This is a genomic window from Corynebacterium nuruki S6-4, from assembly GCF_007970465.1.
Classification (GTDB): Bacteria; Actinomycetota; Actinomycetes; order Mycobacteriales; family Mycobacteriaceae; genus Corynebacterium; species Corynebacterium nuruki.
Map to the genome: position 1 here is coordinate 124042 of NZ_CP042429.1, position 26856 is coordinate 150897.

General features: G+C 69.9%; 15 protein-coding genes. 8 read left to right on the forward strand and 7 right to left on the reverse strand.

What is annotated here, in order from left to right; all coding sequences use genetic code 11:
• Positions 1–32: 32 nt before the first annotated feature.
• Positions 33–1076, reverse strand: coding sequence for a magnesium and cobalt transport protein CorA (locus FSW06_RS00640; RefSeq protein ID WP_010119290.1), 1044 nt, complete (start codon positions 1074–1076; stop codon positions 33–35).
• A gap of 173 nt (positions 1077–1249) precedes the next feature.
• On the opposite strand from FSW06_RS00640, the gene FSW06_RS00645 reads away from it, so the two are divergent.
• Both FSW06_RS00645 and FSW06_RS00650 read left to right on the forward strand, forming a co-directional pair.
• Positions 1250–1444 carry a hypothetical protein gene (locus FSW06_RS00645; RefSeq protein ID WP_010119289.1) on the forward strand — a complete coding sequence of 65 codons (195 nt, stop codon included), beginning with the start codon at positions 1250–1252 and terminating at the stop codon, positions 1442–1444.
• Between the two features lie 30 nt (positions 1445–1474).
• Entirely contained in the window at positions 1475–2104 is a 630-nt protein-coding gene (locus FSW06_RS00650) for a hypothetical protein (RefSeq protein ID WP_029449020.1), read from the forward strand.
• Positions 2105–2422: 318 nt separating this feature from the next.
• On the opposite strand, the gene FSW06_RS00655 is transcribed toward FSW06_RS00650, so the two are convergent.
• Positions 2423–6145: a multifunctional oxoglutarate decarboxylase/oxoglutarate dehydrogenase thiamine pyrophosphate-binding subunit/dihydrolipoyllysine-residue succinyltransferase subunit gene (locus FSW06_RS00655; protein WP_010119287.1), complete on the reverse strand. Its 3723-nt coding sequence runs from the start codon at positions 6143–6145 to the stop codon at positions 2423–2425.
• 127 nt (positions 6146–6272) lie between these two features.
• A complete protein-coding gene (locus tag FSW06_RS00660) occupies positions 6273–9839 on the reverse strand; it encodes an ABC transporter ATP-binding protein (protein WP_010119286.1) in 3567 nt (1188 codons plus the stop codon).
• Positions 9840–9964: 125 nt separating this feature from the next.
• On the opposite strand from FSW06_RS00660, the gene FSW06_RS00665 reads away from it, so the two are divergent.
• Positions 9965–10780 carry a hypothetical protein gene (locus tag FSW06_RS00665; RefSeq protein ID WP_010119285.1) on the forward strand — a complete coding sequence of 272 codons (816 nt, stop codon included), beginning with the start codon at positions 9965–9967 and terminating at the stop codon, positions 10778–10780.
• 83 nt (positions 10781–10863) lie between these two features.
• Here the strand turns inward: FSW06_RS00665 and FSW06_RS00670 are convergent, their stop codons facing one another.
• The 3 genes from FSW06_RS00670 to FSW06_RS00685 form a co-directional block, all read right to left on the reverse strand.
• On the reverse strand, positions 10864–11502 hold the full coding sequence (locus FSW06_RS00670; protein ID WP_139024395.1) for a hypothetical protein: 639 nt from the start codon (positions 11500–11502) through the stop codon (positions 10864–10866).
• Between the two features lie 680 nt (positions 11503–12182).
• The gene (locus FSW06_RS00680) at positions 12183–13646 is read right to left on the reverse strand and encodes a glyceraldehyde-3-phosphate dehydrogenase (protein WP_010119283.1); all 1464 of its coding nucleotides are present in this window, start codon (positions 13644–13646) and stop codon (positions 12183–12185) included.
• Between the two features lie 139 nt (positions 13647–13785).
• Positions 13786–15183, reverse strand: a complete 1398-nt coding sequence (locus tag FSW06_RS00685) for an amino acid permease (protein ID WP_010119282.1) — start codon at positions 15181–15183, stop codon at positions 13786–13788.
• A gap of 107 nt (positions 15184–15290) precedes the next feature.
• Between FSW06_RS00685 and FSW06_RS00690 the strand changes: the two genes are divergently transcribed.
• On the forward strand, positions 15291–17474 hold the full coding sequence (locus FSW06_RS00690; protein ID WP_029449009.1) for a DEAD/DEAH box helicase: 2184 nt from the start codon (positions 15291–15293) through the stop codon (positions 17472–17474).
• Between the two features lie 89 nt (positions 17475–17563).
• On the opposite strand, the gene FSW06_RS00695 is transcribed toward FSW06_RS00690, so the two are convergent.
• Positions 17564–18238: an HNH endonuclease family protein gene (locus FSW06_RS00695; RefSeq protein ID WP_238525921.1), complete on the reverse strand. Its 675-nt coding sequence runs from the start codon at positions 18236–18238 to the stop codon at positions 17564–17566.
• Between the two features lie 79 nt (positions 18239–18317).
• Here FSW06_RS00695 and FSW06_RS00700 point away from each other — a divergent pair, with 79 nt between their 5' ends.
• From FSW06_RS00700 to FSW06_RS00715, 4 genes are read left to right on the forward strand one after another with little or no spacing between them, the layout of a single operon-like run.
• Complete coding sequence (locus FSW06_RS00700; protein WP_010119279.1) at positions 18318–21662, forward strand: DEAD/DEAH box helicase; 3345 nt, start codon at positions 18318–18320, stop codon at positions 21660–21662.
• Complete coding sequence (locus FSW06_RS00705; protein WP_010119278.1) at positions 21646–22746, forward strand: SWIM zinc finger family protein; 1101 nt, start codon at positions 21646–21648, stop codon at positions 22744–22746. Before FSW06_RS00700 ends, FSW06_RS00705 begins: the two co-directional genes overlap by 17 nt.
• Positions 22739–23974: a metallophosphoesterase family protein gene (locus FSW06_RS00710; RefSeq protein WP_010119277.1), complete on the forward strand. Its 1236-nt coding sequence runs from the start codon at positions 22739–22741 to the stop codon at positions 23972–23974. Before FSW06_RS00705 ends, FSW06_RS00710 begins: the two co-directional genes overlap by 8 nt.
• Before the next feature lies 1 nt (position 23975).
• Positions 23976–26741, forward strand: a complete 2766-nt coding sequence (locus FSW06_RS00715) for an ATP-binding protein (protein WP_010119276.1) — start codon at positions 23976–23978, stop codon at positions 26739–26741.
• Positions 26742–26856 lie beyond the last annotated feature (115 nt).

A 26856-nucleotide genomic window follows, 5' to 3' on the forward strand; every position in this document is an offset into this window, starting at 1 on the left:
TGACCGTCAGGGCAGCCGGTCACCGCCGCCGGTCACAGCCACTTGTTGCGGCGGAAGAGGAACAGCAGCCAGCCGCAGACCGCGAGCATGGCGAGCAGGCACAGCGGGTACCCGAACGGCCAGGTCAGTTCGGGCATCTTCTCGAAGTTCATGCCGTAGATGGCGGCGACGATGGTCGGGACCAGGGCGATGCCGGCCCAGGCCGACATCTTGCGCATGTCGGTGTTCTGCTGCAGCGTGATCTTCGCTGACGCGGCGTCCACCAGGGATCTCAGCCGTTCGGCGAAGTTGCGGACGCGGTCGGCGGCATGGACCTGGTGGTCGACGACATCCCGGAAGTAGGAGTGGGATTCCCCGGAGAAGAGGTCGGGTTCGGTCAGCAGGCGCTGCATCGGCGGTGTCAACGGATCGATGGCGTGCCGGACCTCGAGGACCTCCCGCATCATGAGGTAGACGTCCTGGATGCTGAAGTGACCGTCCGGGGCGAACACGGCGTTCTCCAGCTCATTGATGTCGTCCTCCATCTCGTCGGCGACCGCCGTGTAATGGTCCACGATGAGGTCGGTCGCGGTGTAGAGGACGGTGTGCGGCCGGAAGTCCCGCGCCAGATCGTGGGTCAGCCGTTCCAGCGGGTCGGGGACGCGTCCGTGGGAGACCGTGACGACGAACCGGTCGCCGAGGATGACGAGCACCTCGCCGGTGGACACGTCCGGCGTCCGCCCCGCGTCGTCGTCCCTGGTGTAGGCGATGGTGCGCAGCACCACGAGCACCTGGGAGCCGTAGCGTTCGAGTTTCGGACGCTGCCGGGCGGTCACCGCGTCCTCCACGATGAGGTCGTGGATGTGCAGGACATCGGCGACGGCGCGCATCTCCGCGGTCGTCGGGGAAGCCAGCGAGATCCAGAGGAAGCCGTCGTCGTCGAGCGAGTCCCATGCCCGACGGATGTCGTCGCTGCCGGACAGTGGCACCGCGGTCCGGTACGGTCGGTCGCCGGTCGCGGTGCCGGGCCGGAACAGGACACCGCGGTCGGGCAGTGCGGCGCCGTCGGTCGGTCGGTCAGGGTGCTCGTCGGACATGCCCCACATCGTAGACAGGCAGGTCGACCGGCCGGAATCGGACGCACCGCGCGGTGACGGCTATTGTTGGTGCGGACAGTCCCGGGGCAGGTCGGCGTGACGGCCGACCGCCGGCACAGGGACGACCGGAACGACAGTGGCGACAGCAGCAGAATGAGGCGGTGACCGGTGGGATGGCGAGACTGATCGCGGGAGGCCTGTGCGGTATCGCCGTCATCCTGGCACTGCTCGGCAGCCCGCTGTGGGTGGCGCACGCCGTCGCCGGTGTGGTGGCGGTTGTCGCGGTGTTCCTCAGTGAACGCTCCGGCTGGTGGCTCGTCGTCCCGTATGTGGCACTGGTCGCCGTGATCGCGGTGGCCTGGTTCTGACAGCTACAGAGAGGTTGTGACGCAGGCGTGATGAGGACAGGCAGACTGGTGGCCGTGGTCGCCGGCACAGCGGCGACGGTGACTGCGGCCGCCACGGTGACGGCCTGCGGGACCGGGGACGTCACCGGCCCGGCCGTGCCGGTGGTGGACGCGGCGACGCAGGCCCCGGTGCGGCTCGCCGTCGCCGACGACGACCCGTTGCAGCGGGCCCTCGCCGGGGAGTACCGGTCCGAATTCTCCGACGTCGACCGCGATGTCGAGGAGGTGCCGGTGGCCTCGCAGAACCGGCTGACCCGGCTGCGGGACGGGGACGTGACGATGGTCATGGGCTGCGTCGGGGAACTGCTCGACGAGCTGGACGCCGCCAAGGGCCGTGAGCTCAGGGAGCTCTACCGTAAGGACGGCGGCCGGGCGGAGGCGGATCCGGCGATGTGGCGCGACATCACCCACACGACGATGATCTCGGCACTGCCCGGGGATCTGCAGGCCGGCGATCCGGGGATGGCGGTGGCCTGCGAGGATGAGAGTCTGCCGCAGAACACGGTCGCCCTGTACCGGAAGACGACGATGGACCGGAAGGACCGGAAGGCACTGTCGAACGTGGCCGGGGGCATCACGACGGCGGATCTGCGCTCGGCGGCGCAGTCAGCGGGGGAGTAGGGCGGGGTCACCGGCGGGTCGCGGGCCCGGTGTTCCTGTCCGCTCCGGTGCTGTCCTTCCCCGAAGGGGATTTTCAACAGCGGCTCCGGACGTTGCAGTGCGCTCCCTCCGGACCCGACCTCCGGGTGTGCGTCGGCAGGGTGGATTTTCCCCGCCGGGCCACCCTGCCGACGCACACCCGGCACACGACACACATTCCGACTATTGATCCGCGGACAGCCGGCCGGGCCGGGCAGAGGGGGCACGCCCCATGACGAAACCCCGCCACCGGTGACGGTGGCGGGGTCTGACGGCCGGTCCCGGGCCGGGGCCTGCCGGCTAGTCGGCGAAGGCCTCCTCGAGGAGGGCGGCCTCCTCGAGCTGGTGGACCTTGGACACGCCGGTGGCGGTCGAGGACTGCGCACGGCGGGAGATCCGCTTCATGGTGAAGCCCGGGATGCGCTCGGCCAGGTTGAGGGCCAGGAAGGACCAGGCGCCCTGGTTGGCGGGCTCATCCTGGACCCAGCGGACCTCGGCGCCGGGGTAACCCTCGGCGACGGTCTCACGGATCCGGTTGTGGGGGATCGGGTGGAGCATCTCGACGCGCACGATGGCGACGTCCTCACGGCCGTCCTTGGCGCGCTTCTTCTCCAGATCCCAGTAGATCTTGCCGGTGCACATGATGACCTTCTTCACACCGGACCGGTCGGCGGTACCGTCGGCGAACCGCGGATCGTCGATGACCGACTGGAACTTCGTGGTCTCGGTGAAGTCCTCGACCGAGGAGACCGCGGCCTTGTTGCGCAGCATCGACTTCGGGGTGAAGACGACCAGCGGGCGGCGCATGGTGCCCAGTGCGTGGCGGCGCAGCAGGTGGAAGTGGTTCGCCGGGGTGGACGGCTGGGCGATGGTCATCGAGCCCTCGGCGGCCATCTGCAGGAACCGCTCGATGCGGGCGCTGGAGTGGTCCGGACCCATGCCCTCGTAGCCGTGGGGGAGCAGCAGGATCAGGTTGGACAGCTGACCCCACTTCGCCTCACCGGAGGAGATGTACTGGTCGATGATGGTCTGGCCACCGTTGGCGAAGTCGCCGAACTGGGCCTCCCAGGCGACGACCGCCTCGAGGTTACCGACGGAGTAGCCGTACTCGAAGCCCATTCCGGCGTACTCGGTGAGCGGCGAGTTGTAGGCACGGAAGGAACCGCCGTTGCCGGCGCGACGGGCGACGACCTCGAGCGGGCTGTAGGCCTCCGTGGTCTCCGAGTCGAACAGCACCGCGTGGCGCTGGGTGAAGGTACCGCGCTGGGTGTCCTCACCGGCCAGGCGGACGAGCCGGCCCTCGCGGGCGAGGGAGCCGAAGGCGAGGAGTTCACCGAAGGCCCAGTCGATCTTGCCGTCGCGGGACATCTCGTGACGGCGCTTGGCGACCGGCTTGACACGCTGGTGGACGGTGAAGCCCTCCGGGGTGGTGACGAAGCTGTCACCGATCTCGGCGACGACATCCTTGGTGATGGAGGTGTCCAGGTCGCGGCTGAGCTCCTGGGAGGCAGCGATGCCGGTCTGGGCGTGCGGGTCGCCCTTTTCACCGGAGCGGACCTGGTTGAACACGCTCTCCAGCTGGCCGTGGAAGTCGTCCGCGACGCGCTTGGCGTCCTCCTCGGACAGCTCACCGCGGCCGACGAGGGTGTCGTGGTACTGGGCGCGGACGGTCGGACGGTCCTCGATGATGTGGTACATCTCCGGCTGCGTCATCGACGGGTCGTCGGCCTCGTTGTGGCCGCGGCGGCGGTAGCAGACCAGGTCGATGAAGACGTCCTTGCCGAACTTCCGGCGGTACTCGACGGCCAGACGGGCGACCCAGACGACGGCCTCGGGGTCGTCACCGTTGACGTGGAACACCGGGGCGTCGAAGCCCTTGGCGATGTCCGTGGCGTAGTGGGTGGACCGGCCGCGGTCCGGGGTGGTGGTGAAACCGATCTGGTTGTTGACCACGATGTGCACGGTGCCGCCGACCGAGTAACCGGTCAGCTTCGCCATGTTGATGGTCTCCTGGACGATGCCGAGACCGGTGAAGGCCGCGTCACCGTGCATGAGGATCGGCATGATCGGGTGCTCGGCGGCGTTGGCGGACAGGTCCTCGTGGGACCGGGCGAGTCCCTCGACGACCGGGTCAACGGCCTCCAGGTGGGACGGGTTGGCGGTCAGGGTGACCTTGATGTCGTTGTCGCCGAACATCTGGGTGTACACACCCTCGGAGCCGAGGTGGTACTTCACGTCACCGGAACCGCCGGCGGCGGCGGGCTCGATGTTGCCCTCGAACTCCGTGAAGATCTGGGAGTACGGCTTGCCGACGATGTTCGCCAGGACGTTGAGACGGCCACGGTGCGGCATACCGATGACGACTTCTTCGAGGCCCTCCTCGGCAGCCTGGTCGGCGGCGGCGTCCAGCATCGGGATCAGTGCCTCGGCACCCTCCAGGGAGAACCGCTTCTGGCCGACGTACTTGGTCTGCAGGAAGTTCTCGAACGCCTCGGCGGAGTTGAGCTTCTGCAGCAGGTACTTCTGCTCGGTGTTCGTCAGCTTCGGCTGGCCGGACTCGATGTGCTCCTGCAGCCAACGGCGCTCGTTGTGGTCGAGGATGTGCTCGTACTCGGAGCCGACCTTGCGGGTGTACGCGTTGCGCAGGGTGTTCAGCACCTCGCGCAGCGTCATCTTCTCGCGGCCGGCGAAGCCTCCGACGTTGAAGCTGCGGTCGTAGTCCCACAGGGTCAGACCGTGGTTCTCGATGTCGAGATCCGAGTGGTCCGGCACCGGCAGGCCCGGCTGCGTCCAGTGCAGCGGGTCGATGTCGGCGAGCAGGTGACCACGGCTGCGGTAGGCCTCGATGAGCTGCATCACGCGGGTGGACTTGTCCACACCGGTGTTCGGGATGTCCTGGCTCCAGCGGACCGGGGCGTAGGGCACCGCCATGGCGCGGAAGATCTCGTCCCAGAACTCGTCGCTGATGAGGGAGCGGCTGATGTCGCGGAGGAACTCGCCGGACTCGGCACCCTGGATGATGCGGTGGTCGTAGGTCGAGGTCATCGTGACGAGCTTGCCGACGCCCAGTTCGGCGAGCCGGTCCTCGGACGCACCGGCGAACTCCGCCGGGTAGTCCATCGCGCCGACGCCGAGGATGGTGCCCTGGCCGCGGGTGAGCCGGGGCACGGAGTGCCGGGTCCCGATTCCGCCGGGGTTCGTCAGCTGGATGGTGACGCCGGAGAAGTCGTCCATCGTCAGCTTGCCGTGGCGCGCACGGGTGACGATGTCCTCGTAGGCGTCCACGAAACCGTCGAAGGTGAGGGACTCGCAGTTGCGGATCGCGGCGACGACGAGGTTCCGGGTGCCCTTCTTGGAGACGAGGTCGATCGCCAGACCCAGGTTGATGTGCTCCGGGGTGACGAGCGTGGGCTTGCCGTCGACGACGGCGTAGCTGTTGTTCATCGTCGGGTGCGCGAGAACGGCCTTGACCATGGCCCAGCCGATGATGTGGGTGAAGCTGATCTTGCCGCGGCCCTGGGAACGCAGGTGGTCGTTGACCATCGAGCGGTTCTCGAACATGAGCTTGGCGGGCATGTCGCGCACGGTGGTCGCGGTCGGGAGCTCGAGCGAGATGTCCATGTTCTTGGCGATGGTGCGCTGGGCGCCCTTGAGGGGATGCTCACCGGCCTCGGGGAGACCCAGTGCCGACTTCGGGGCCGACGGGGCGATGCGCTCGGGGATCAGACCCGTGGAGGAGGGTGCCTTGTCGGAGATGGCGGCGATCCGGGCGGCGGCGGAGGGCTGCCCCGGCGTGCCGGTGCGGGCCGGTGCGGCGGCCGCCGCCGGGGCGGCTGCGGGTGCCGCTTCCGTTGTCTTTGTTGTTGCAGTGGCGGCACCGGAGGTGGTGGTGCCCTGGTTTCCGGCCTGACCGTCAGTGAATAGATCCCGCCATTCCTTGTCGACGGACTGCGGATCTTCCTTGAACTGCTGGTACATCTGGTCGACCAGCCATTCATTTTGGCCGAAATTGTTGCTGTTCACAGCAGGTCCTCGCCTCAATTCGTTATGTGCTCAATCTCGCCCGTCCACCCTACTACAAGGCAGCCGTGTCCCGTGTGTCGGGGGACACAGCGTGGACCGAGGAGAAACCACAGATCATCTTATGTTTTTATGCTCTTCCGGCGGCGGTCCAGAGCGCCGCATAGCGGCCCCCGCGGGCCAGCAGTTCGCGGTGCGTTCCGGACTCCACTACCCGGCCGTGATCGAGGACCACCACCCGGTCCGCGCGCGCCGCCGTGGACAGCCGGTGCGCGACGATGACGGAGGTCCGGCCGGACGTCGCCGCCGCGATCGCCGCGACGACATCCTGCTCCACCTGCCCGGTCAGGGACGCCGTCGCCTCGTCGAGCAGCATGACCCGTGGCTCCGTCAGCTCGGCCCGGGCCAGGGCGATGATCTGCCGTTGCCCCGCGGACAGTCCCGCACCACGTTCCCGGACCGGGGCCGTGAACCCGCCGGGGATCGTCGCGATCACCGGCAGTCCGCCGATCCGGTCGACGGCGGCGGTCACCTCGGCCCAGTCGGCGTCCGGCCGCCCGTAGGCGATGTTGGAGGCGACGGTGCCGGCGAACAGGTATGCCTCCTGCGGGACGACCCCGACCTGGCGCCGCCAGTCGGCCAACCGCGCCTCACGCAGATCGGTACCGCCCACCGTCACCGCACCGGTCGTCGGGTCGTAGTACCGCGCGAGCAGTTTGATCACCGTCGACTTACCGGCGCCGGTGGAACCGACGAGGGCGGTCGTCCCGTGGAAGGTCAGGTCGACGTCGAGCAGCGGCCGGGCGTCCGGCGGGGGCGTCCCGTAGGAGAACGTGGCGTTGATCGCCGGCGTCCCGCTGACCTGCCGGTCACCGTCGGTGATGGACGGGCGACGACGCAGCAGGTCACCGATCCGGTGCAGGCTGACCAGCGCCTGCTGGAACTGGTCGTAGACCTGGGAGAGCTGCTGGACGGGGCCGAAGAACTGGGTCATGTACAGCGAGAAGGCGACGAGCACTCCGGGGGAGACCTCACCCCGGGCGACCATCGAGGTCCCGATCCCCAGCACCACCGCCTGCGCCAGATCGGTGAGGAAGGAGATCCCGGGGAAGAACACCGCCACCGTGGTCTGTGCGTGCATCCGCAGCCGCCGGTAGTGGTCGGACTCGCCGGTGAAGCGGGCCAGCGTCGCGGCATCGTAGCCGTACACCTGGGCGGTCGGCAGACCGGCGACGTCCTCGTGGAAGGACGCATTGAGCGTGCTCGCCGTCTGCCGGGACTCCCGGTAGAGCCGCGAGACAATACGGCGGAAGACCAGCGCGGCCACGAGGATGACCGGCAGAATCACCGCGGTGACCGCCGCCAGGGTCGGATCGGTGACGACGAGCATGACCATCACCCCGACCAGCATGGAGACCGAGACGATCGCCTGCGCCAGCCCGGTCTGCAGGAACCGTGAGCAAGTGTCGATGTCCGTGGTCATCCGGGTGAGGATCCGGCCGGTGCTCGTCGTCTCGAAGTAGTTCATGTCGAGCGTGCCCAGATGACGGAAGATCCGCAGCCGCAACGTGTACAGCAGCCGTTCCCCGGTCCGGGCGGTGAGGATCTCGGTCGCCGCCTGTGCCGCCCAGCTGACCAGGACCACACAGAGTGCGGCGGCGGCCGTCCGCCACACCACGTCCATCCGGGCGGTGGCGACGCCGGTGTCGACCGCGTGCCGGATGAAACCGGGGAGGGTGACGTCCGCGGCCACCGACACGAGCAGGACGACGACGGTGGCGGCGATGAGGCCCCGCACCATGCCGAACAGTGAGCGCAACGAGAACGGGGCGGTGTATTCGCCGATGCGGGGTTGCTCCTGCGCCGGCGGCAGCGCCGCCAGGTCCGCCCGGAGAGTGGGGTCGTGGGCCAGGGCGGACTCCCAGCGCCGCAGGTCGGCGGACTCCGCCGACCCTGCCGATCCTGCCGACCCTGCCGACCCGGCCGACCCTGCGGGGCCGGCCGCCGCCGTGAGGTCGGCGCCGGCCGGCCACAGTGCACTGCGCGTCGGTTCCGGCAGCGTGATGACCGTTTCCGGGGCGAGGATCGCGGCGGCCCGGTGACCGGTGACGACGAGAGTGAGGGTCCCGTCGCTGTAGAGGTCGCGGATGTTGGCGAGGATCCGGGCCTCGGTCTCGGCGTCCGTCGCCGAGGTCGCGTCGTCGAGGACGAGGACCGACGGTCGGCGCAGCAGGGCGCGGGCCAGGGCGATCCGCTGCCGTTGTCCGCCGGAGAGGGTGAGACCCCGTTCGCCGACGACCGTGTCGAGACCGCCGAGTTCGTCGATGAACTCCTCGGCGCACGCGGCGCGCACGGCCTGCCGGACGGCGCTGTCGGTGGTGTCTGCGCTGCCGGTGCTGCAGGTGTCGAGTCCGAGGAGGATGTTCTCCCGCAGCGACAGGGAGTACAGGAACGGCTCGTCGAAGACGAGCACCGGCCGGTCCTCGTCGACGACGTCGTCGAGCGGGACGGACCGTGCGTCCGACGGGTCGGCTGACGTCCCGACGAGGTCCAGCTCCACCCCGGGACCCGTCACCAGGCCCGCCAGGGCCGACGCGAGCAGTGTCTTGCCCGACCCGGCGGGCCCCTCGATCCCGACCGTGCTGCCCGCCGGGAGGTCGACGACCGTGTCGAGCGGACCCAGCCGGACACTGCCGCGTACCCCGGTCGGGCCCGGCATCCGGTGCGTCCCGGCCGGACGGTGGGGCAGTCGCAGGACATCGGTGACGCGGGTGACCGCTGAGCTGGCGAGCTGGATGGTGACCGTCATCGACGCGGCCTGCCGGGTGGTCCGGGCGATCATCGTGACGAAGGTGCTGGCGGTGAGGAACTCACCGACCGAGATGGTGCCGTGCACCGTCATCCAGCCGCCGACGACGATGGTGGCGACCATGCCGATGTTCGGGATGCTCGTGAGCACCGGCTGGAAGACCGCGGTGGTCCGGGCCTCACGCATCCGCAGAGCGAACAGTCGCCGCGCCAGCCGTCGCAGGGTGCCGTACTCGCGCTCCTCCTGGACGAAGGCCTTGACGATGCGCACCCCGGAGACGGTCTCCTCGACATGGGTCGCGACATCCGCGGTCTGCTGCTGGGATGCCCAGGTGGCGGCTTTCAGCCGTCGCCGGCTCCGTGCGGCGACGGCGGCGAGGACCGGGACCTGGACGAGGACCACCAGGGCGAGCGGCAGTGACAGCCAGAGCATGACCGCGGCGATGGCCACGGTCTCCACCGCCGCGCCGACGGCCATCGGGGCCATGGAGAGCATCATCTGGATCTGGTTGAGGTCGGAGATCGACCGGCTGACCAGCTGGCCGGAACTCAGTGTCCCGCGGACCTCCGGATCGACCCGCTGCAGCGACTGCAGCAGGTGGACCCGCAGGTCGTGCTGCACACCGATGGCGAGGCGGCCCGCGGTGTACCGGCGGAGGAACTGGAAGCCGTAGCGGAACACGGCCGCGACGACGAGGCCGGTGACCGCACCCCGGTGCCCGTCGACGGCATTGCCGGCCATGACCGGGAGAACAACCTGGGTGAGCGAGGCGAGGACCGCCGCCACAATGGAGGTGACCAGGGAGAAGGGGCGTCCGCGGAGATGACCCGACAGGGTGGTGGGGGTGGGGTCGGAGCGGGTTGGCGCCGGCGCGGCCGCGAGGGTCATGTGGCCTCCTGGGGGACGGGATGTGCGGCGGGGACGCCCGGGCGGAACCCATTGTAGGATGGTGCCTGGTCCACCACTTTCATCCCGGGCAGCGCGCCCGGGTCCGTACCGAGGAGGTATCGCCCGTGGGGTTCTATGAGGAGATCGCGGAAGCGCTCGACGCGGAGGGGATAGAATCCCGGGTCAATGACGGTACGTTGTTCGTCCCGGTCTCGGGTGACCTCGAGATCCAGTTCGTGGACATCACCGGCGGCGCCGGGATTCCGGGTGCCAATGTCTTCCTTGCGATGGCGGATGTCGCGGAGGAGGACGAGGACTTCGAGGCCGCGCTGGTCGGCGTGGTCTTCTCGGTGCGGGACGCCGTCTCGACCGTCGCCCGTCATGTCGCCACCGACCAGGTCGTGACCGTGGTCCGGGATCTGATCGAGGGGACGGACCCGCGCATCGCCGACCTGGACTTCGTGCAGGACGGGATCGATGCCCTCACTGTGAGTGCCGAGGTCGGGGCGGACTCGGAGATCGTCGTGACCCTCGATGCCGAGGGTGAGGAGCCGACAGCGACCGTGCGGTTCGTGACCCTGGGGGACGACTTCGAGGACCTCATGGACCAGGCGATCGGGGAGATCTGGGACGAGGGGGACGACGGTGACGAGGATGATGACTTCCCGGGGTCCGAGGAGGAGCGGCAGGCCGCGTTCCAGGGGCTGGTGCATGATGTCGCGGACATGACCGAGGAAGTGCTCGACCTGGGCCGGTTCACCGACTTCGACATGCTCTTCGATGTGCTCCAGGTCGCGCAGGAACAGGCAGGTTCGTGGGAGGAGCTGCTCGTCCCGCTCGATGACATCTGGGACGCGGACGAGGACGGCGACGACGCCGACGAGGACATCGACGAGGACATCGACGAGGACATCGACGAGGACACGGACGGCGAGGCCTGACCGGGCTCCGGTCTCCCGGGCGTCCCCCGCGTCCCTGACCTTCCCGGTGTCCCCGGCCTTCCTGGCGTCCTGCCGACGTGGTCTCAGGCCGCCGAAGAGTGTGGCCCGTCGGCGGGGCCGTCAGACTCCAGATTCTCCTGGGTCAGCAGCGCGTGCCACACCCAGTCCAGGGCGTCCCCGTCCGTGGTGGTCGGCGCCGCGCACCGGTCCTGGCGCACCCAGGCCGGGGCGCCGTCAGATCCGGCGGTGCCCGTCGGGTCGAGGACGCGGCGGAACAGGGAATGGACTCCCACGGTCGTGTCCCGGACGCCGGCGCTCCGGGTCTCTTCGGCAGAGACCCGGGCGCTGAGGGTCACGAAGAACATCGGGGTGCCGGCGGCGTCCGGTGGGGAACCGGTCAGTTCCTCCCACAGGCGGGGTGTGATCCGGTGGCGGGAGACATGCACGGTGGCGGAGACACGGGTGCCGCCGCAGGGCAGGACCGCGGTGACCGACGGCGCCTGCCATCCCGGTATGACGCGGACGCGGCTGCGTGGGTGGCGGAGCATGCTGCGGCATTTCGCCGCGGCACGGAGGACGGGACGCCCCGCCCGCAGTGTGCTGAGCGGGAAACGGACGAGGTTGCTGGTCGTGGTGGAGTTGTCGGGTGCTGTGGTACCGGGTGCTGCGGTCCCGGAGACTGTGGCGGTGTGCCGGGTGCTGTGGTGGGTGGTGTTCGACATGGGCAGGACATTACGGGTGGGGCAGGACAGCTCCTGCCGTGCGTCGAACATGTGTTCTCATCGTGTCGGGACGGCGCCACCGTCGACGATGACGGTCATGGCCGGTGCGCCGCGGGGGAGAGGGGCGGGACACCGAAGGGCGCTGGATTCCCACCCGCGGCGTGTACCTGAGCCCGACACTGAGCCCGACACTGAGCCCGACACTGAGCCCGACACTGAGCCCGACAATGGCCCCGATGCCCGCCCCGATGATCGCGGAACGAACCCACAGGACGTTTTTCCGGTCCCCGGACAGCACCTGGGTTCGTGAACTCGACATCTGCAGGAGCAGACCGACCCCTGGGTTCGGAAAACCGACACCGATGCCGGCCGGGCTGGGGCTGAGACTCAGGCCGAGGCTCGGGCTGAGATTCAGGCTGAGTTTGGGGTCGAGGCTCGGGCCCGAGGGGTGGGCTCAGCCCAGGGGTGCATTACAGCGGGCACGCAGAAGGCCTCCTGGTCCCCGCTGCCGGTGGTGGTTCACCCCGCAACGGTTACCGGAGGCCTTCTCCGACGTCATCCCGCTCCGACGTCATCCCGCTCCGACGTCATCCCGCCCTGACGCCATCCCGGTGATCGTGTCCGCAACCTCCCCGGGAACTACAGCTGGCCCGGCGATTCAGTCAGCCCAGCGCCTTCAGCTAGCCCAGCGTCTTCGCGGAGACCCGCTTCGGCCAGACCTGCGGGCGGACCCCGGCGATCTCCTCGACGATGCGGATGACCTGGTTGGAGTAGCCGAACTCGTTGTCGTACCAGACGTAGAGCACCAGGTTCGTGCCCTCGGCGATGGTCGCCAGGCCGTCGACGATGCCGGCATGGGTGGAGCCGACGAAGTCGGACGAGACCACGTCGGGGGACTTGATGTAGTCGATCTGCTGACGCAGGTAGGAGTGCAGCGCGACCTTGTTGAGGAAGTTGTTGACCTCGTCGCGCTCGACCTCGGTCGCCAGGTTGAGGTTGAGGACCGCCATGGAGACGTCCGGGGTGGGGACGCGGATCGCGTTACCGGTGAGCTTGCCCTCGAGTTCCGGGAGCGCCTTGGCGACGGCCTTGGCGGCACCGGTCTCGGTGAGGACCATGTTCAGCCCGGCGGCGCGTCCACGACGCGGCCCCTTGTGGAAGTTGTCGGTGAGGTTCTGGTCGTTGGTGAACGAGTGGACCGTCTCGACGTGGCCGTGGACGATCCCGTACCGGTCGTTGATGACCTTGAGCACCGGGGTGATGCCGTTGGTGGTGCAGGAGGCCGCGGACAGCACCCGGTCGGCGTCGTCGTCGGTGATGTCGTCGTGGTTGATGCCGTAGACGATGTTGCGGACGTCGCCCTTGCCCGGGGCGGTGAGCAGCACCTTGGACACCCCCTTGGACTCGAGGTGCTTCGACAGACCGGCACGGTCACGCCAGACACCGGTGTTGTCGACGACGATCGCGTCGTTGATGCCGTAGGCCGTGTAGTCGATCTCGGCCGGGTCGGAGGCGTAGATCACCTGGATGGCGGTGCCGTTGGCCCAGATGATGTCGTTCTCCTCGTCCACGGTGATGGTGCCGTTGAAGGCCCCGTGGATCGAGTCGCGGCGCAGCAGGCTGGCCCGCTTCTCGATGTCCTCGCCGGACTTCTTCCGCAGCACGACGGCGCGCAGGCGGGCGCCACCGTAGGTGGCCTCGCGGGAGATGAGGATGCGGGCGAGCAGCCGGCCGATGCGTCCGAAACCGTAGAGGACGATATCGGCGGGGGTACGGTCCTCGGCGGTGCCGATGACCGGGGCGAGCTCCCGCTCGAGGTAGCCGCGGAGATCGGTGGAGTCCTCGGCGGCGAAGCCGACGGCGAGGCGGCCCAGGTCGATCGAGGCGGTGCCCAGGTCCATCTGGACCAGTTCCTCGATGATCGGGAGGGTGGCGGTCAGCGGGAGTTCCGTCTCGGTGACGAGTCGCGCGTAGCGGTGGTGCTTGATGATGTCGATGTCGGTGACGTCGACCAGCAGGCGTCCGAAGATCGAGGTGACGACGTTCTTCTCGTTGTGGAGGCGGGTCAGCAGGGGGAGCATCTGCTGGGCCAGCTGGACGCGGGTGTTCCAGTCGCTCTGGTTGGCGGGGGCCTGTGAGGTCATGTGGGTCGTGTTCCTCCGGTGAAAGCGGTGGCGCGACATCGGCGCGCGCGGGTACTCCCGGCGGTGCCCCGTGTCGGGGGAGCCGGTACCCCCTAAGGTAGATCAGGATCCACAGGACATCCCAGTCGGGTGCCCGTTATCACCCCTGGGCGGACGCCTTCCGGTGGGTGAGCGGGTAGAGGAGCGTCATGACGACGGTGAACACGACGCCGGCGACGAGCGCGGAGCGGAACTCCTCGAGCCACACCATCGTCCCGAAGGTCACGAGGATCAGGGCGACGGCGAAGTACTGGCCGACCGGCCAGAACGGGACCCGGAAGCGCAGTTCCCCCGGGTCGACGGGGGTGCGTCCGCCCCAGCCGTGGCGGCTGGCGAGGTGGGCGAGCAGGATCATCAGCCAGACGAAGACGGTGGCGAAGGTGGCGAGCGCGGCGATGTCGGCGAACAGGTCCGCGGCCGTGTCGTTCCACAGTTGCAGGGCGACGCCCACGACGAGGACCACGAGCATGACCCCGATGGTCATCACCGGCACCCCGCGGTAGTTGAGGCGTCCGAAGACGGTGGGTGCCAGGTGCTCGCGCGCCATGCCGAAGACCACGCGTCCGGCCCCGTAGAGGTCCGAGTTGATCGCCGAGAGGGCGGCGGTGATGACCACGACGTTGAGGGCGGTGGCCGCCCAGCCGATGCCGAGGCTGCTGAAGATCTGGACGAAGGGGGATTCCTCACCGGTGATCTCCCGCCAGGGGATGACGGAGACGATGACGAGGATGGCGAGGACGTAGAACAGCAGGATGCGCAGCGGGACGGTGTTGATCGCCTTCGGGATCGTCTGCTCGTGGTCCTCCGCCTCACCGGCGGCCACCCCGATGGTCTCGGTGCCGCCGAAGGCGAACAGCACCAGGATGAGGGACGCCAGGACGCCGCTGAAGCCGTTGGGGAACAGTCCGCCGTCGTTCCACAGGTTGTCGACGCCCGCCGAACCGCCGGTGTCCACGTTGAACACGAGGATGGCGGCGCCACCGACGAGCATGGCGACCACGGCGAGCACCTTGACCAGGGTGAACCAGAATTCCAGTTCGCCGTACCAGCGGGCGCTGGCGAGGTTGGCGGCGGCGACGACGACGATGGCGACGGCGACCCACACCCACCCGGCGGTGTCCGGGAACCAGAATTTCATGTACAGCGAGATCGCCGTGAGGTCCGCCAGGCAGACGATGATCATCTCGAAGGCGTACATCCAGCCGGTGATGTAGCCGGCCCAGGGGCCGAGGTACCGGCGGCAGTACTCGGCGAAGGAACCGGCGACCGGGTTGGCGACCGCCATCTCGCCGAGGGCACGGAGCATGAAGTAGACCACCGCGCCGCCGAGCAGGTAGACGAACACCACGCCCGGGCCGGCGGCCCCGATGGCGTCCGAGGAGCCGTAGAACAGCCCGGTGCCGATCGCGGATCCGAGGGCGATGAAGTGGATATGGCGGTGGCGCAGGGTGCGCTTGAGTTGCCGGGTGTAGGCGGTTTCCTCGACGGTGTCAGTCACATCCGGTATCCTATATCCTGGCCTGGCGCGTCCCACCTGGTGGGCCGCGTAGTCTGGTATGCGCCCACGAATCGCTTTTGGGGGCGTCGGCACGTACTGTGGGGGTAATGACTGAAACTGAGAACGTTTCCGGCGACGATATGCCGGACACCTCCCAGTCGTCAGTATCTCAGGAACCTCTGCACGAAGAAGGCACCACGGGGCTCGCCCCGCTGGGTGTCGGTGACGTTGTGGGCGCAGAACTTCCCGAGATCACTGCGGACGGGGACGTCATCGACGAAGACACTGACAACACCGACACCGGCGACACCAGCCCCGCTGCGGGCGCGGACGACAAGGATCAGGCCGGAGCCTCCGGTTTCGCGGGCCTCGGCCTGCCCGCGGAGATCCTCGACGCCGTCGCGAAGGTCGGCTACACCACTCCGTCGCCCATCCAGGCGGCCACGATCCCGGCCCTGATGGAGGGACACGACGTGGTCGGTCTCGCGCAGACCGGTACCGGCAAGACCGCGGCATTCGCCCTCCCGGCACTGTCGCGGCTGGACCTCCACGACCGCCACCCGCAGGTGCTCGTGCTGGCCCCGACCCGGGAGCTCGCCCTGCAGTCGGCGGACTCCTTCGAGTCCTTCGCCGGCCATCTCGGCAACGTCAACATTCTGCCGATCTACGGCGGCGCCCCCTACGGTGCCCAGCTGTCGGGTCTGCGTCGCGGCGCCCACGTCGTCGTCGGCACCCCGGGCCGTATCATCGACCACCTGGAGAAGGGCAGCCTGGACCTGTCCCACCTCCGCTTCCTCGTCCTCGACGAGGCCGACGAGATGCTCAACATGGGCTTCCAGGAGGATGTCGAGCGCATTCTCTCGGAGACCCCGGAGGAGCGTCAGGTGGCGCTGTTCTCTGCGACGATGCCCTCGGCGATCCGCCGGCTGTCGAAGCAGTACCTCAACGACGCCCAGGAATACACGGTCAAGTCCGAGCAGCGGACCGCGGACAACATCACGCAGGACTACCTGTTCGTGACGTTCCGTAACAAGATGAACGCGCTGACCCGCATTCTCGAGGTCACCGACTTCGACGCGATGATCCTGTTCGTGCGCACCAAGAGTGACACGGAGGATGTCGCCGAGAAGCTCCGCGCCCAGGGGTTCAAGGCTGCCGCCATCAACGGTGACATCGCCCAGAACCAGCGCGAGCGGACCGTCGACCAGCTCAAGGACGGCACCCTCGACATTCTCGTGGCCACCGACGTCGCCGCCCGTGGTCTCGACGTGGACCGCATCACCCACGTCTTCAACTACGACATCCCGCGGGACACCGAATCCTACGTCCACCGCATCGGCCGCACCGGCCGTGCCGGACGCCACGGTCGGGCCATCCTGTTCGTCACCCCGCGTGAGAAGCGGATGCTGAAGAACATCGAGCGCGCGACGAAGTCGCACATCAACGAGATCGACCTCCCCGGCGTGGAGGAGGTGAACGAGGCCCGGAAGAAGAAGTTCTTCACCTCGATCACCACTGCGCTGGAGGGTAAGCAGGTCGACACGTTCCGCGAGCTGGTCACGGCCTACGCCGAGGCCAACGACGTCACCCCGACGGACATCGCCGCCGCTCTCGCCGCCAGCATCCAGGGCAAGGAGCCCTTCTACATGGCGGAGCAGCCCGAGCCGCAGCGCCGGGAGCGTCGCGACCGCCGGGACTGGGACGACCGCGACAACGGTGGGGACACCGGCACGTACCGTTCGTTCAAGGACCGCTTCAACCATGAGGCGCCGACCGTCACCGACCGCAGGGGCAACACCCTCGCCGTCTACCGTGTCAGCGTCGGGCACCGTCAGCGCGTCCGGCCGGGCGCCATCGTCGGCGCCCTGGCCAACGAGGGCGGCCTGAACTCCCGCGACTTCGGCCGCATCAGCATTTTCTCGGAGCACTCCCTCGTGGAGCTGCCCGCGGATCTGCCGAAGGACGTCTTCGAGCGTCTCGACCAGACCCGTATCTCCGGCAAGCTCATCAACATCGAGCCGGACCCGGGTGCACCGGCCGGGCGTCCCGCCCACAACCGTCGCGACCGCGATGACCGAGGCGACCGGGGCGGACACGGCGGACACGGCGGACACAGCCGCGGCGGCTACCGGGGCGACCGGGACCGCGGCGGACGCGGTCGGGACCGGGGTAACGACCGGGGCCGGTTCGACCGGGACCGCGGCGACCGCGACCGGGGCGGCCGCAGCAGCTGGCGCGGTAACCGCAACGACCGGTACGACCGGGGAGACCGTGGTGACCGCCGGGGGTGACCGGGGCCGTCGCGGCGACCGGGACTGAGTGATATTCCCGGGGTGTGACATGGGGGAGTGACACCGGGGGTACTGCGGACGCCGCAGTCTCACAGTCGGCAGGACCGACGTGAGGCTGCGGCGTCCGCGTCACTGACGGTCAGCCCGTAACTGACCGACACAGTGAGGTACCGGGCGACGTAGGCGCAGGGCACGGCGCCGTCACCGGGCGGGAGCCATTCCCCGGGGGTCCCGTCGCTCTTGGCCTGGTTCACCGGACCGCCGACGGCGACGAGGTTGAGTGCGAGGTCATTGGCGAAAGCCACCCGACGGTCCCGGGGCCAGGCGTGTGCGCCGTGGTCCCAGGCGGCGGCCAGGGGCACGACATGGTCGATCTCGACCTCGCCGGGGGATATCCGCCGGCCGGTGTACACGTCGACGGCGCTCGGGCCGGGATCCGGACACGACGGGGGACCGGCGGAACCGGGGCGGCGTCCGAACGTCGTGATGAGCACCGCCTCGCGGGAGGTGCAGTACCCGCCGTCGGCGGTGACCCCGGAGGTCCAGCCGCCGAACTGGTCCCGGTCGTAGCCGAGGACACGGACCCGGCGGTCGACGACGGTCACCCGGTCGAGCAGTGCAGCGACGGTCTGCCGGTCGGCGGCGGCCGGTGACGTCCGGCCGCCCGTCGGCGAGAGGGTGACGACGGCGATGACGGCGAGGACCGCGACGACGGCGAGGACGGCGACGGGGAGACGGGCGGAGGCGCGGCGGGGCATTCCCATACCGGGAGAGACGCTCCGCGCGCCCCGGAGGTTCCCGGCCGGGGACGGTGCTGTCCGGTGGGCGTGGTACACAAGGGGAGTGACTGAACACCGGGTACATCTGCTGTGGCTGACCGGCCGCGGCCTCCACCTCTGGGCCGAACAGGTCGAGGGACACGCTGTGGTGGTGGACGCGTCCTCGGTCGGCCCCGGTGACCTGCCCGGACCACTGCGCGACGTACTGACGGCCCGGCCGCTGCGGCGCCGGCAGCCGGTCCGGGTGGCGACGCCGAAGGGGGTCCTGCGCGAGCTCCCGGTGCCCACCCAGGCGTACACACCGGAACAGGCCGTGGAGGTCCTGGCGACGCTCTCGGACTACCTCGCGGGTGCAGGACAGGACGGGCCGGACGGGCAGGGCGGGTATGACGGGCTGGGCCCGGACGCCGTGTGGTTCATCCGCTTCCACGATTTCCTCCGTGACGTCGTCCGGGCCGGCCGGGTGATGGTGCGGATGCACTTCGAGGACGGTCAGTGGTTCCCGGTGTGGTGCCTGTCCAGCGCCGGCGACCACAACCGCATCCTCCACGGCTTCGAGGTGTCCGCCCCCGCGGTGCTCACGGTCAACGGCGGGCCCGGTGTGGTGCGTCGGGCGGCGGACGAACTGGTGCACTGGATGTGCGTCGGTATGCTGCGGGCGGCCGGCTACCGGCCCGACAACCATCTGGTCCGGGCCCTGACCGAAGGCACCGCCGACCGGCGGCTGAATCCGACCGTGGCGGAGAAACTCACCGCCTGGCGGATCTCGGCGCAGGACGCCGTCACACAGCTGGTCCTCACCCTCGACGATCCGGGCGACCGGCAGCGCAGCGCGGAGAGCGAGGACCTCACGGCCGCCGCGGCGGCGGAAGAGGCCGCGACCGCGCCCCGCTGGCGGCTCGGCGTCCAGCTGTCGGTGGATGGCAACCCGGCCGAGCCCGTCCCGGCCGCGGAGGCCACCGACCAGCAGAAGCGGGCGCTGCGCCGCAGCCTCGACCTGGCCTACCGGGCGTGGCCGGCGCTGGAACGTACCGGCACCGCCGTGGAGGGATGGCTCACCTCAGGAGTGTGGTTCCCGCCCGCCGACATGCTGACCGGGGACCCGACGACGGACCGTTCCCTCGCCCTGGCACTGACGACCGGCGACGTCGAGGAACTGCTGGCCTCGGGGGCCTCCGCCCTGCTGGACGCCGGCATCGTGGTGCAGGTCCCGCGGGCCTGGTCGCGGGTCCGCCCGACGGTGCGGGCGAAGGCGACCCCGGTCGGTACCGGCCCGGGCGAGGGACGGACCGGGACCGAACAGGTCCTGTCCTTCGACTGGTCGATCGCCGTGGACGGTGAAGAACTCACGGAGGCCGAGAAGCACGACCTGCTCACCACCGCGCGGACCATCGTGCAGGTCCGGGGCCGGTTCGTCCGGCTCGACGGGGACGCCCTGCAGCGGGCCCGGGCCTATTTCAGGGCGATCGCGGAGACCCAGGAGAAGCAGCGGAAGCAGGCGGAGAAGGAACGGCTGCTGCGGGAACGCATCGCGGCCGAACTCGCGGAGAAGAAGGCGGCCCGCGGCGACAACGTCGTGGACCTCCACCCCGATCTCCACCCGCTGGTGACCGTGGCGGATCTGCTGGACGCCGAACTCGCCGCCGGCGAGGCCGTCCGGGAGACCGACGACGACCTCCACGTCGACCTCGACGGCTGGATCGGCACGATGATGGACGCCATCGGCAACCGGATGGAGGGGGTCGGCGGCCCCCGGTTCGGGTTGCCGGTCTTTGAACCGCCGGAGCAGGTGGACGTACCGGCGGCGGTCACCGTGCCGTTGCGCGACCACCAGCGCCGGGGACTCAACTGGCTGGTCTGGATGTACCGGCACCGGCTCGGCGGGATCCTCGCCGACGACATGGGGCTGGGCAAGACCCTGCAGGTGCTCGCCCTGCTCGCCTGGGAGCGGGAGACCGGGAACGTCACCGGCCCGACCCTCGTCGTCGCACCGACCACGGTGCTCGAGGCGTGGCGCCGGGAGGTCACCGACCATGTCCCGTCGCTCACCGTGCTGCTCGACCACGGCTCCCGTAAGGTCCCGGCCGAGGACTTCGCCGCCCGCGCGACGGCCGCGGACCTCGTGGTGACCAGTTACGGCACGGTGGCGCGGAACCCGGACCGGTACCGGCAGGTCGCCTGGGGCCGGGTCGTCGCCGATGAGGCGCAGAACATCAAGAACCCCGGCACCACCCAGAGCGAGGCACTGCGCAGTCTGCGGGCCGACCACCGTCTCGCGCTGACCGGCACACCGGTGGAGAACCGGCTCGGCGAACTGCATTCGCTGATGGATTTCTGCAATCCGGGCGTGCTCGGCAGTGCGAAGGCCTTCCACAACCGGATGGGTGCGGGCATCGAGCGCGATTTCGACGAGGAGATGATGGCCCGGCTGCGCGCCGTCGTCTCCCCGTTCATCCTGCGGCGGGAGAAGACCGATGACTCGCTCGGCCTCGGTCTGCCGACCAAGTCGGAGATCGTCGATCTCGTGCCGCTGACCGGGGAGCAGGCGGCGCTGTACCAGGCGTACACCGAGGAGGTGGAGTTCCAGCTCCTCCACAGCGCCAGCGCGCGGCGCAGCGGTCTCATCCTCGCCGCCCTGTCGCACGTCAAGCAGATCTGCAACCATCCCGCCCATTTCACCGGTGACGGGTCCGGACTGCTGACCCCGGACGGGGAACACCGTTCGGGCAAGGTGGAGCGGCTGTTCGAGATCGTCGGACAGGCCGTCGCCGACGGCAGGCGGGTGCTGGTCTTCACCCAGTTCGCCACCTTCGCCCGGATGCTCACCCCGGAGCTTGAACGGGCCTACGGTGGACCGGTCCCGGTCCTCGACGGCAGTGTGCCGCGTGCCCGCCGCACCACGCTGGTCGACGATTTCCAGTCCGAGCACGGTCCGAAGGTGATGATCCTGTCCACCCGGGCCGGTGGTACCGGGATCACCCTCACCCACGCCAGTGTGGTCGTCCACATCGACCGCTGGTGGAATCCGGCGGTGGAGGACCAGGCCACCGACCGGGCGTACCGGATCGGTCAGGACCAGGACGTCACCGTCTACAAACTCGTGGCGACCGGTACGCTCGACGAGAAGATCAATGACGTCCTCAGTGCCAAGCGTGAACTCGCCGAGGGCGTGGTCGGCCAGGGTGAACGCTGGTTGACACGGCTGGACAATGACACACTGCGGGAGATGTGGGCGCTCAACGACTCCTCGGTCAAGCGCAGCCACCGGTTCCGGGAGCGCCATCCGAAACTGGCCGGGAAGATGTCGGATTCGGTGGTGCAGTTCGAGAGCCAGTTCGCCCGCGGACCCCGGTGGGGTGTGGCGGCGAGCGACGGGAAGAAGGGGGACGACAGTGACGGACAGGACTGACGGGACCGGCGGGACCGGCGGCACCGGCAGGAACCGGAAGACCGGTTCCGGGCGGCTCGGTCGGCCGCACCCCGAGTGGGGCGACAACGTCATCGAGGGTGACTTCGGGGCGGCGTCCCGCCGTCGTGCCGGTCGGCGCCGCGCCGAACGTGACCGGCAGGAGGCGGAACAGCGGCAGGAACAGGCGTCCCGGCAGGTCGCCTCGCGCACGCGACGCCGTGAGACGCGCCGCAGCGAAGCGTCGGGGAAGGAAGGCTGGGCCGCCGAACTGGTGCTGCGCTCGGTGTCCGCCGGGGCGGACACCGGCCGGATGTCCCGCGGACTGACCTACTACCGTGACGGCGCGGTCTTCCAGCTCTCCGCCGAACTCGGCCAGGTCAACGCTCTGGTCCGTGGGTCGCAGCTCGAACCGTTCGAGGTGCAGATGCGGTGGCGCCCGCTGTCGCCGCACCAGGTCTCCTACGTGACCGGGGAGATCACCGAGCATCCGGACAATCTCCGTCTGCTGCTCGCCGGGCGCGCCCCGCAGGACGCGGTGTCCGCCGTGCTGTTCCGGGAGAGCGACTTCATGGACTCCTGGTGCACCTGCCCGGACCACGGGGTGGTGTGCAAACACCGGATCGCCGTGGCCCATGAGCTGGGTGTCTGCTTCACCCGCGACCCGGCGGAGTTCCTGTCGTGGCGCGGACTGGATCCGGAGGCGCTCATCGCCGCGACGACCGCCGGAGCCTCCGGTGGCGACGGTGCAGCCGCCCCGGTCGGAGCCTCCGGTGTCGGCGGTGCTGACGCTGCGGGCGGTGCCGGCGGGGACGCCACCGTGGTACCCGACCACCGCTACACCCCGACGGAATTCTGGGGCGATCCCGACCGGATCCCGCAGTGGGACCCGCTGGTGCCCGAACCCGGCCTCGAGCTCGGCGACCACTCTGCCCGGGACACCGCCGTCCGGGCGGTGAGCTGGAACACCGTCGACCAGCTCAACGTGCTGAGCCAGCTCGAGGACTGCTACGACATCTTCACCGGCCGGGACAGTGACGGGCCGACGGTGTCCGACGGGCGTGATAGGAGTGACCGTCATGACTGAGAACATGGTTGGGAACACGGTTGGGAACACTGCCGGGACGCCGCACACCGTCCGCATCCTCCACACCTCCGACTGGCAGCTGGGCATGGACCGCTGGTTCCTCGGCGACGAGGCCGGCCCCCGGTACCGCGAGGCGCGGCTGTCCGTCATCGAACGACTGCTCGCCCTCGCCGCCGAGCGGGACTGCAGCGCCGTCGTCGTCGCCGGTGACGTCTTCGACGACAACCTCGTCGACGACCGGACCTGGCGCCGGGCCGTCGACATCCTGCGCGGCGCCACAGTGCCCGTGTACCTCCTGCCCGGCAACCACGACCCCTACGATCCCGCCAGCATCTACCGCAGTCCGGTCTTCGCGGACCTCGCCCCGACCGTGCAGGTCCTCACGGACACGGTGCCGCGTCCGGTCCCGGGGACGGTCGCCGAGATCGTCGGCGCCCCGCTGCTGTCGAAGTACATGAGTTCCGACCCCGTGGCCGGTGCCCTGCGTGACCTGCGGGACCGCGACGGGGACACACCACAGGGGGACCGCATCCGGGTACTCGTGGGGCACGGTGCGACGAGCAGCAGGTCCTCGACCGGGGACCCCGCGGTCATCGATGTCGATGCCGCCGCGGCGGCCTGCCGGGAGCGCACCGTGGACCTCATCGCGCTCGGCGACACCCACTCGGCAACCCGGCTGCACCCCGACGGCACCGTCTGGTACTCGGGCAGCCCGGAGCCGACCGACTTCCGGGAGGAGGACGGTGGCGGCGAAGGCCGCTCCGGCATGGTCCTGGTCACGGAGATCCGGGTGGACCCGGCCGCGCCGACGGCACCGGCGACGGTCGAGGTCGACGAGGTTCCCGTGGGGCAGTGGCATTTCCTCGCCCTGGCGGCGACCGTGGACTCCGACGACGACCTCACCGCCTGGGTGGAACGGCTCGAGGCACTGCCGGACAAGCGGACCACGGTGGTGAAGTATGCCCTGACCGGGAGCGTCGACCTGGCGACCGGAGCCAGGCTCGACCGCGAGATGGCGCGGCTGGCACCGTCGTTCGCCGCACTCTACGAACGGGAGAGCAGGATGGACCTGCACACCGTCCCGGCCGACGCGGAACTCGCCGATGCCGACTGGCCGGGCGCCGTCGGGGACGCCGCCCGTGACCTTGCCGACCGGACCCGCGCAGGGGACGGCACCGCACGGGACGCACTGCGCCTGCTGTACCGACTGTCCGACAGGGAGGCCTGACGTGCTCACCGTCCATTCACTCACCCTCGACCATGTCGCCGGGGTGGACCACGCCCACCTCGACCTCCCGCCGTCCGGGGTGGTCGTCGTCCACGGCCCCAACGAGATGGGCAAGACCACCCTGCTCACCGCCTTCCGGCTGCTGCTGTCGGAGGTTCCGGTGAGCTCGAAGGCGAAACGGGTCAGGGACCTCAAGAGCGCCTCACAGGACGTCGCCTCCACCATCAGCGCCGAGCTCACCGTCGGTGACCACCGGTTGACCGTGACGAAGAGCTTCAACAAGGGATCCGGCGGCTGCGAACTGGTCGTCACCTCACCACGACGGGAGAACCTCACCGGCCGACAGGCCGCGGAGCGGTTCAGCAGTCTGCTGTCCACCGAGGTGGACACGGGTCTGCTCAAGGCACTCACCATCGACCAGGGGGAGAGCCTCGACATCCTCGCCGCGGCCGGTATCCGGTCACTGGAGCAGGCTCTCGGTGACGACGACGCGGTGTCCGGTACCGCCGATGGTGCCGACACCGCCGATGGTGCGGGCGCCGGGAGCGGCGACGACCAGGGGGCGGCCGCGCTCATCGGCGCGGTCGCCGAGGAAAATGCACGCTACTACACGAAGACCGGCCAGCCGGCCCGCGAGCTCAGGACGGCCCGCGCCGCCCTCGCCGAGGCCATCGACGCCGAGGACGGTGCCCGGCAGCGCTACGACCGGGCGCAGGGGATCATCGCCGACCTCGAACGGCTGCGCGGGGAGAAGGACGACATCGCCCGGCAGGAACCCGGTGCCGTCCGGGCGGCCGGGGACGCGGCCGAGTCGCTGGCCGCCGGACGTCGGGCGGCCGAGGAACTCGACCGTCACCGGAGTGCCCTGACCGCGGCCCGGGAGCGACTGCAGGTCGCCGACCAGCGCCGCGACGCCCGTGCCGACCAGATCCGGGCCCTGGCAGACGCGGATGCGGAGGTTGAGGAACTGACGGCGACCGTCGAGCGGGCGGTCACGGCAGCCGAGGAGGAACAGGCCCGGTCGGAAGGACTGCGCACCCGGCTCACCGCGACGCGTCGGGAATCCTGGGTGGCCCGGGCCTGGAGCACCTGGCTCGCCGCCCGGCAGCGGCACCGGGAGCACGCCGGCACACTGGCGGACCTGACCGGCCGGTGCGACAGAGCGGCGGAGATCAGCGCGGCGGTCGACGACCGGGACCGTGCCCTGCGGGCGGATCCTGCGACACCGCAGGCACTGGAGGACCTGCGCCGGTCGGCGGAACGACTGGCCCAGGCGGTGACGGTCCGGAACACCGCATCGACCACCGTCCACGTCAGCGGGCCGGTCGACGGCAGGGCGACGGTCGACGGCGTCCCGCTCGACCTCGACGGCAGCGGGGAGGACGGTGCCGGCAGCGCGACCGTCCACGCCACGGCACGGCGCGACCTGCAGCTGGGGGACTACACCGTCACCGTCATCCCCGCCCGGGACGTCCACGAGGCCGACGACGACGTCGACCGCGCGACCGCGGACCACAACCGCCGGCTCACAGCACTCGGAGCCGCGGACGTGTCTGCGGCAGAGGACCTCGGCCGGCGCCGGAGCGTCCTCGAGGAGGAACTGCGCGAACTCCGGCTGTCGCTGGCACAGGTGACCGGAGACCGGACGGTCGCCGAGCTTGCCGCGGCCCGGGACCGGGCGGCCGCCGAGGTCGGGGTGGCGGCCCAGGACATGACCGAGGCCCTCGACCGGCTGCGGGAGGAGGATCCGGACGACGAGGTCGGCGTCGACGGCATCCCGGTCGGCGCGGTCACCGACCCGGAATCAGTCTCCGCCACCGCCGATGATCTGCGGTCGCTGTCGGACGCCGCAGCGCGCCGGGCGGAGTCGCTGCAGGAGGAGCTCGACACGGCCACCCGGGCCGGGGCCGTCGTGCGGCTGGAAGGACGGCGACGCGAACTCGCCCGGTCGGTCTCGGTCCGCGACCGGCTGTCGGCGGCCCTGCAGGCGGCGCGGGAGGAGACCCCCGACAGTGACCTCGACCGGGTCGTCGACGAGCGGCGTGCCGCGGTGCAGGACGCGGAGGAGGCCTGCACCGCCGCCGAGGAGAAGGCGGGGGACGTCGATGTCGACGATCTCGCCGCGCTCGCCGATGCCGCCGCGGTCCGCGTCCGCCGGCTCCGGGAGCGGGCGGTGGCGACGGGTAACGCACTGTCGGAGGCCTCGGGGAAGTTGAGCCAGCACGGCGGTGTCGCCGAGGATCTGGCGGAGACCCGGACCACGCGGCAACGTGCGGAACGTGAGGCCCGACGGGTGGAGCGGCAGGCGGCCGCGGCCCACCTGCTGCACACCACGGTGCAGCAGGCTCTCACCGCCGCCCGGGAACGCTATGAGGCACCGTTCCGCGGGACCTTCGAGAAGCTGGCCCGTACGCTCTACGGGGCGCCGGTCGACTTCGAGTTCGACGCCGATCTCACGGTCGCCAGGCGCTCTTTCCAGGGCGTGTCGCTCGACACCGCCCAGCTGTCCGGGGGAGCGCGGGAGCAGCTCTCCGTCCTCACCCGGTTGGCGGTGGCAGACCTCGTCGGCGGGGGCGATGCGGTCCCGGTGTTCATCGACGACGCACTGGGCTTCTCCGACCGGGGCCGTATCGGGCGGATGAACCTGGTGCTGGACGCCCTCGGCCGGGACCACCAGATCATCGTGCTGACCTGTGATGTCGCCCGGTTCGAGGGCATTGCGGGGGCAGAGTTCGTACCGATGGAGCAGGTGCGCGCCGGGGCATAGCCGGAACGGGCGCCCTGTCCGGCGGCGGAGGGGCAGGGCGGGGTGGCAGGCCAACCTTTCGGTCGGCAGACCAAACTTGCGCCCCTGCCCCGCCGCCTCACGACCCCACCACGGC

Bases quoted from the DNA above. Each gene is read 5' to 3' on its own strand.
- FSW06_RS00640 (WP_010119290.1), bottom strand. From the start codon at position 1,076: ATGTCCGACGAGCACCCTGACCGACCGACCGACGGCGCCGCACTGCCC.
- FSW06_RS00645 (WP_010119289.1), top strand. From the start codon at position 1,250: ATGGCGAGACTGATCGCGGGAGGCCTGTGCGGTATCGCCGTCATCCTG.
- FSW06_RS00650 (WP_029449020.1), top strand. From the start codon at position 1,475: ATGAGGACAGGCAGACTGGTGGCCGTGGTCGCCGGCACAGCGGCGACG.
- FSW06_RS00660 (WP_010119286.1), bottom strand. From the start codon at position 9,839: ATGACCCTCGCGGCCGCGCCGGCGCCAACCCGCTCCGACCCCACCCCC.
- FSW06_RS00670 (WP_139024395.1), bottom strand. From the start codon at position 11,502: ATGTCGAACACCACCCACCACAGCACCCGGCACACCGCCACAGTCTCC.
- FSW06_RS00680 (WP_010119283.1), bottom strand. From the start codon at position 13,646: ATGACCTCACAGGCCCCCGCCAACCAGAGCGACTGGAACACCCGCGTC.
- FSW06_RS00690 (WP_029449009.1), top strand. From the start codon at position 15,291: ATGACTGAAACTGAGAACGTTTCCGGCGACGATATGCCGGACACCTCC.
- FSW06_RS00695 (WP_238525921.1), bottom strand. From the start codon at position 18,238: ATGGGAATGCCCCGCCGCGCCTCCGCCCGTCTCCCCGTCGCCGTCCTC.
- FSW06_RS00710 (WP_010119277.1), top strand. From the start codon at position 22,739: ATGACTGAGAACATGGTTGGGAACACGGTTGGGAACACTGCCGGGACG.